7 protein-coding genes are annotated in these 6,256 nt (G+C 26.9%); 1 reads left to right on the top strand and 6 read right to left on the bottom strand.

What is annotated here, in order from left to right:
* Window positions 1–361: 361 nt before the first annotated feature.
* From AS160_RS04645 to AS160_RS04635, 3 genes are read right to left on the bottom strand one after another with little or no spacing between them, the layout of a single operon-like run.
* Complete coding sequence (locus AS160_RS04645) at window positions 362–574, bottom strand: hypothetical protein (RefSeq protein ID WP_165145620.1); 213 nt, start codon at window positions 572–574, stop codon at window positions 362–364.
* Between the two features lie 31 nt (window positions 575–605).
* A complete protein-coding gene (locus AS160_RS04640; protein WP_165145617.1) occupies window positions 606–977 on the bottom strand; it encodes a hypothetical protein in 372 nt (123 codons plus the stop codon).
* Entirely contained in the window at window positions 974–1,069 is a 96-nt protein-coding gene (locus AS160_RS04635; RefSeq protein ID WP_165145614.1) for a transposase, read from the bottom strand. The genes AS160_RS04640 and AS160_RS04635 overlap by 4 nt, the downstream gene beginning before the upstream one ends.
* A gap of 474 nt (window positions 1,070–1,543) precedes the next feature.
* Here AS160_RS04635 and AS160_RS04630 point away from each other — a divergent pair, with 474 nt between their 5' ends.
* Window positions 1,544–2,818 (top strand): sulfatase-like hydrolase/transferase, encoded by a 1,275-nt coding sequence (locus AS160_RS04630; RefSeq protein ID WP_165145611.1) that lies wholly within the window; start codon window positions 1,544–1,546, stop codon window positions 2,816–2,818.
* 29 nt (window positions 2,819–2,847) lie between these two features.
* Here AS160_RS04630 and AS160_RS04625 read toward each other — a convergent pair whose 3' ends face one another.
* From AS160_RS04625 to AS160_RS04615, 3 genes are read right to left on the bottom strand one after another with little or no spacing between them, the layout of a single operon-like run.
* Window positions 2,848–4,185, bottom strand: a complete 1,338-nt coding sequence (locus tag AS160_RS04625) for an alkaline phosphatase family protein (RefSeq protein WP_165145608.1) — start codon at window positions 4,183–4,185, stop codon at window positions 2,848–2,850.
* A 13-nt stretch (window positions 4,186–4,198) separates the two neighbouring features.
* Complete coding sequence (locus AS160_RS04620; protein ID WP_165145605.1) at window positions 4,199–4,408, bottom strand: CopG family transcriptional regulator; 210 nt, start codon at window positions 4,406–4,408, stop codon at window positions 4,199–4,201.
* 19 nt (window positions 4,409–4,427) lie between these two features.
* The gene (locus tag AS160_RS04615; protein ID WP_165145602.1) at window positions 4,428–6,242 is read right to left on the bottom strand and encodes a GTP-binding protein; all 1,815 of its coding nucleotides are present in this window, start codon (window positions 6,240–6,242) and stop codon (window positions 4,428–4,430) included.
* Between the last annotated feature and the right edge of the window lie 14 nt (window positions 6,243–6,256).

The following is a 6,256-nucleotide window of genomic DNA, read 5'->3' as shown; positions in this document are numbered from 1 at the left end:
AGTTAGGATTATTCTTGTAACCAAATTCATGAATAATGTTTAATTCATCCATAAAAGCAGCAGTAATTTTAGCAAATGGACATTATCTGACCTAATAATGAGATTATCAGGAGTAGCACCTCTTAATAGCTTTTCTTAAAGTTGAAATAAAGTCTTTAGCAAATTACCAATATAAACACCAACAACAGCCCTATCAAAACTATCGATTATAGTAAGTATTGCGAACCATCATATTTAGTGGGGATAAATTTAATATATGATTCCCAGTATTGATTAGGTCTGGTAATGTCGTGATTTTTAGGTCTTCTTTTAGGATGTTTTGGATGATGACGATAATTTCTAATAAGACTTAATTCTTTTCTTAATCTATGAATCTTTTTGTGATTAATTTATACTTGTGTCTAAAAATAGCAGCTAACTTCTTAGAACCAAGAGTTTTGTAAAAGAACTCAGGATTCAAAGGGTCATCAATAGATAACAAATCAACAAGCAATTGTTTAATATAATCATCAGAAACTTTTTTACCGTCAGCAGTATAGGAATGACCTTTAAAATAAGACTTTCTGGTTAACAAAAAACAACCTGGTATTGAACTGGAACTAATGTTATAACGATTGAGTAAAAAAGAAGTAGAAAAAATCTCTATATTTAAAAATAATCAAAAAAACACCAATAAAAGTTACTTTTTCCAGTTGTGTTAAAAAGTTAATCTCATCTTCTTGCATTTTAATAAGCAATTCCTTTTCAATAAGAAGACGTTCATAATATTCAATCTTCTTCTTTAAAGAATTAGTATCATTGGAATTATTATCAGGTTTAACAATACCAGCAGACTCATAAATAAAAGGAGGAACCTTAGAAATATCAGAAATAATGGACTTAGGCCTTCCTTTCTTAGAATTAAATACATTATCATCATAACCGGATTCCTCATATTTTTTAACCCATTTATGTAAAGTGTGAGATGAAGGAATCATATAGCAATATCGGATAAAGACTTATCAGAATTAAGATATTCTTTAACAACTTGAAGTTTGAAATCAGGAGAATACTTATTTCTATTTTTCATAACAAACACCCCTTTCATTCCTTTAGTTTAATGATATCATTTTCTTATTTTTTCTCCAAATATTCCATGGGGTGATTACGGATATAGAATACCTAAAGTAAAAAAATTTCCTAATTTTATAACACACTGGAATCAAAAGTGTAGGATTATTTGACTCTTATGTTGGAAGGAATATGAGAAAAAAATTCCTGAATGCATTAAAAAATAGGGTTTCCATCTTCAAATGGAATGAATGTGAGGACACTCAAAAAAGTGATCTAGTTGGACATAAAAAGTTTGAGGAAAAAATGGTGAGCAAAATATATAAAACAGAAAAGTGATTTGGAGATAGTATAAAAATAAAATAATAAAAATATTAAAATATTTATAATAAGATCTTTTTAAATATCAAAAAGAAAAAGATTATTAAAAAACTAAGAAAAAATGAATTTTTGGAAACTAATCAATAATATTGCTTTGAAAAGGAGAGATTTAATGAATAAAAATATTTTTTTAATAATTACCGACTGTTTAAGAAAAGATTATTTCGATAAAATGGAATTTTCAAAGAAAGTAGACCTTTCTATCAATAATGCTTATTCAGTAGCTCCAAATACATTTTTTGCTGTTCCATCTATATTAACAGGTACCTACCCATTTCAGATTATAAAAAATTCTAAAATAATGAAAAGCTTATATACATTTTTACCAAAAATAGCTAATCAACTAGAATATTTAGATATATTTATTACAGGGAATACAGTGACTTCAAGAGCTTTTGGTTATTATATTAATAAAGGATATTTTAACGATTTTTTTGAAAAAAGTGAAAGTGAAATAATGAGATTAAAAAAAGAAAATAATAATAAAAAAAATGAAATTATTAAATATTTAAATGATTATAAAAAATTAAAATCTTTAATAAAGCTTGTATATAATAAATTCTATAAACCTATAGCGTTTAAAATAACAAAAAATGATTTTAATATCAGGAATACATCATTTGAAACTAAAGTAAGAATAGAAGAAATTTTAAATACTTTTAAAAATATTGAAATTTCTAAAGAAAATAAGTATTTTGGATTTATACATCTTATGGATACACATACACCTTATGGAGCTCCTTACTTAAATAAAAAGAAGCTTGAAAAAGCACAAGAAATAATTAAGAAATTGTATTATATGCCATTAAATTTAAAGAAAAAAGAAATTGAATTTTTGAAAGAGTTGTATGAAGGTGAAGTTGATTATTTAGATAAGAATTTAGAAATTTTAATAAATGAGATAGATAAAAAATTTAATTTGGAAAATAGTTTAGTAGTGGTTGTTTCTGATCACGGTGAAGCGTTTGGTGAAAATGGTATTTTTGAACATCCTGGAAATGGATTAATAGAAGAAATTTTGCATGTTCCTTTAAGTTTTATTGGGAAAAATGCAAATAAAATTAAGATAGATGATAAAGGAATATTTTCAACCAGGCGAATTCATGAAATAATTAGTAGATATCTTTTTGGAGAAGAGAATATATTTATTGAAAGTTCAAGGGAAGAAATAGCTTTTGGTTATAAGAGAATAGGAAGTTCTGTAATTGATAGTGTTTATGAAATAACTAACATAGCAAAAATAAACAATAAAAAAATTGAGGTATATGATTACAGTAAAGAGAGTGAAATTCAAAATGATATTAATGATAAGTTAATTCTTGAAAGAAAGATATATTTAAAAAATAAAATTTCAAGAAATTTATATGGGTATAAATTACCTAAATAATAACCTGGAGCCAAAAAGCTCCAGGTTATTTATAAATTATAAAAATTAAGAATGAATTTGTGGACATCAGTAATTTTTTTTGGAACATTTTTCAAAGTACTCAGAATCATTCCATGTTGAGCATGGTTTGCATCATCTGGACCAGTGTCATTTTCATGAAGCCATATTGTTTCATTTCCAACTGTTCCCATTGAACGCCAGTCTAAATTACCAAAATAAACGATTAAATCCGGTGCAATATTGTTTGTTTTTTCGTATACTTCTTCTGGTTTGAATGAAACTGTACCTATATTATTTCCATTTTCATCTGTAATTTCAGATAAGTCTTTTATTAATTGGTTTCTTACTTCTTCGTATTTTTCTTTTGGAATTATTCCATTTGGTTCTCTTCCTTTAACATTAAGGAATATTCTTCCGTAATAACCTCCCATTCCCCAGGCTTTTGTTTTTGACCAATCTATTTTATCTTCAGAAATTAATTTACCAATTCTTGTAGGTTTTTCTGGTTTTTCTTTTAAAGCTAAATATCCTTTTTCTATTAACCAATCATTAATTGCTATTCCACCTTCCATTTTTTTAACTCCATGATCGGAAACTATTAGAATTTCTGTGTTTTCTGGAAGAGTACTTATTAATTCTTCTATTTTCTCATCAATAAACTTATAATAATCTTTTATTGCATTTACAAATTTACTATTTGGATCATGTTTAAAATGAGTTTTATCATAATGTGCCCAGAATGCATGATGTAATCTATCTGTTCCCATTATAACCATCATGAAAAAGTCCCATTCTTTTTCTGTTAATAAATGTTTAGCAACAGTGAATCTTTTTTCTTCCATTATATATAAATCTTTTAATAGTCTTTCTTTGTCATTACTTCTAAAATTTTCAACATCAAACATATATTCTCCTACCCAATTTTCTATTTCTTTTTTTAAAGATTTTGGATAGGTGTATTCTGATTTTGTGCTTGGAGTTAAGAAACTAGTCACCAGATATCCATTTATTGATTTTGGTGGGTAGGTTAAAGGAACACCTAAAACAATTGATTTTAAACCCTTTTCACCTAATTTATCCCATACTGTTTTTTCTTTTACTAGTCTTGAATTTGCAAAGAATACAGAATCATATGAATAATCTTTTCTGTTTCTAAAACCGTAAAACCCCAATGTTCCAGGATCTTTACCTGTCATCATTGACATCCACGCAGGAACTGTAATTGGCGGAATTGTTGATTCCAACGGACCATAACTTCCATCTTCTGCAATTTTCTTAATTGTTGGTAATTCATCTATAAACTCTTCAAAAACGAGTTTTGGATCAGCACAATCCAACCCTATTACAACTAATTTTTTATTTTTCATATTCGCATCTCCTTTAATCAAGATATCCTAAATCTTGTAATCTCTTTTTTATTATTTCTTCTTCTTCTTCATTGAATACTTCTTCATTATTTTCTTCATCTGAGTTTAATACTTCATTTAATACAAATTCCACATATTCATCTACAGTTTCAAAACCATATTCTTCCAGGTTTGATTTGATTTTTTCAAATAATTCATCTGAAATTTTGATTTCTTTTGCCATTTTAACTACCTCCTTCTATTTACCAGGGTTTAAATATTATTCCTTTTTCTTGTAATTCTGATTTGATTATATTCATTGCAGATTCTGTGTGTTCAAAATCGTAGATGTGTAAATCCGGTTTTATGTCTGTTGTTATATCTTCGCCTACCCATATTACTTGAATTAAATCTGGGTCTACAATTGTTTTAATTAAATCCAAATCTTTATTTGTTAGTTCTATTGCTGTAATTATTAATATCATTCCAGAATCTAACATTATATGAGCTATTTCAGCCATTCTCCTCAAATGTTCTTCTCTATTTTTAACTTTTGAATCTTCATGATTTTTTATATCAGCATCAACACCATATAATATATTTCCTATACCTAAAAAATATACAAATTTACCATCATTAAATAATCTCTTTTCTAATGCTCTTGCAATATCTTTTCTTCCTTCTCCTTCTTTTCCTGTTATCAATAATAATGTTGATTTTTGAGAATATTTTTCTGCTCTTTCTTCTCTTGAAATATCTCCTTTTATCCATTTGTAATTCCTTAATATAACCTTATCTCTTATATTGTATTGTTCATCTTTAACTTGTTCAATTATTATTCCTCCACCAGAAATTTCATAATTATCTACTATAACAAATCTGCTAGTTTGAGGAATTTCATATGTCAAGTCAAATGCTATTGGCTTTTCTGTTTTTAATATTATTTCTGCTACATCATGTCTATCTATTCTATCTTTTATTGATTTTTCTAATGTTGAAGCATCTAATATCATATTTATTTTGTCTATTTTGCATCTGACTTTAGCTGTTCCTATTTTTAATATGTATTCTTTACCTTTAATCATTGGATCTTTTCCTAACCAAAACATATTTGCTTTTATTTTTTTAGATACCAATGGTTTTTTTTCGCCATTTACTGTAGCAATTTCTCCTCTTCTTACATATATTTGTTCTTCTAATGTAAAACCACAATGTTGTCCTGCTTTTTTTTCTGTTTGTATTGGTTTATTAAACTCTTCTATTGTTTTTACTTTGCTTTTTTTTCCAGAAGGATAGAATATAACTTCATCTCCAACTTTAATTTTTCCTGTTTCTATAGTTCCAGCAACTATTCTCCTATTATCTCCACTTTTAGTAAATTTATATACGTCCTGTACAGGCATTCTAAATGGTTTGTCTTCTGGAAGCTTTTCTGTTTCAAAAGAATCTAATGTTTCTAATACAGTTTGACCATTATACCATGGCATTTTGTTTGATAATGAGGCTATATTATCTCCTTCAAGTCCTGATACTGGTATAAATGTTTTTGGTGTAATGTTTATTTTATTTAGAAATTCTGTATATTCTTTTACAATACTATTATATATTTTTTCATCATAGTTTATTAAATCCATTTTATTTACTAATACAGTTATTTGTTTAATGCCCAACATTGCTAACATATATCCATGCCTTTTTGAGTTTTCTTTAACTCCTTCTGCTGCATCTATTACTAGTAATGCTGCTTCAGCATGTGATGCACCTGTAACCATATTTTTTAAGAATTCTATATGCCCTGGAGCGTCTATTATTATATAATTTCTTTTTTCTGTTTTAAAGAATATCCTTGCAGCATCTATTGTTATTCCTTGTGCTTGTTCATCTTTTAATGCATCAATTAAAAATGCATATTCAAATGGTTTAGAATTTCTTCTACAATTTTCTTTAACTTGTTCAAGTTTTCCTTCAGGTAAAGAGTTGGTATCTGCTAATAGTCTTCCTACTATTGTACTTTTTCCGTGATCAACGTGTCCTACAAAAACTATACTCATATCTTGTTTTTCTATTATTTTATCCATTTTAATCCCCCTTC

It is taken from the genome of Marinitoga sp. 38H-ov (assembly GCF_011057715.1).
Taxonomy (GTDB): Bacteria; Thermotogota; Thermotogae; order Petrotogales; family Petrotogaceae; genus Marinitoga.
Note: the sequence above shows the minus strand (reverse complement) of the source record. Positions and strands in the feature narration are given on the sequence as shown.

Coding starts and splice junctions, on each gene's coding strand:
- AS160_RS04640 (WP_165145617.1), bottom strand. CDS start 977: ATGATTCCTTCATCTCACACTTTACATAAATGGGTTAAAAAATATGAG.
- AS160_RS04635 (WP_165145614.1), bottom strand. CDS start 1,069: ATGAAAAATAGAAATAAGTATTCTCCTGATTTCAAACTTCAAGTTGTT.
- AS160_RS04630 (WP_165145611.1), top strand. CDS start 1,544: ATGAATAAAAATATTTTTTTAATAATTACCGACTGTTTAAGAAAAGAT.
- AS160_RS04625 (WP_165145608.1), bottom strand. CDS start 4,185: ATGAAAAATAAAAAATTAGTTGTAATAGGGTTGGATTGTGCTGATCCA.
- AS160_RS04620 (WP_165145605.1), bottom strand. CDS start 4,408: ATGGCAAAAGAAATCAAAATTTCAGATGAATTATTTGAAAAAATCAAA.
- AS160_RS04615 (WP_165145602.1), bottom strand. CDS start 6,242: ATGGATAAAATAATAGAAAAACAAGATATGAGTATAGTTTTTGTAGGA.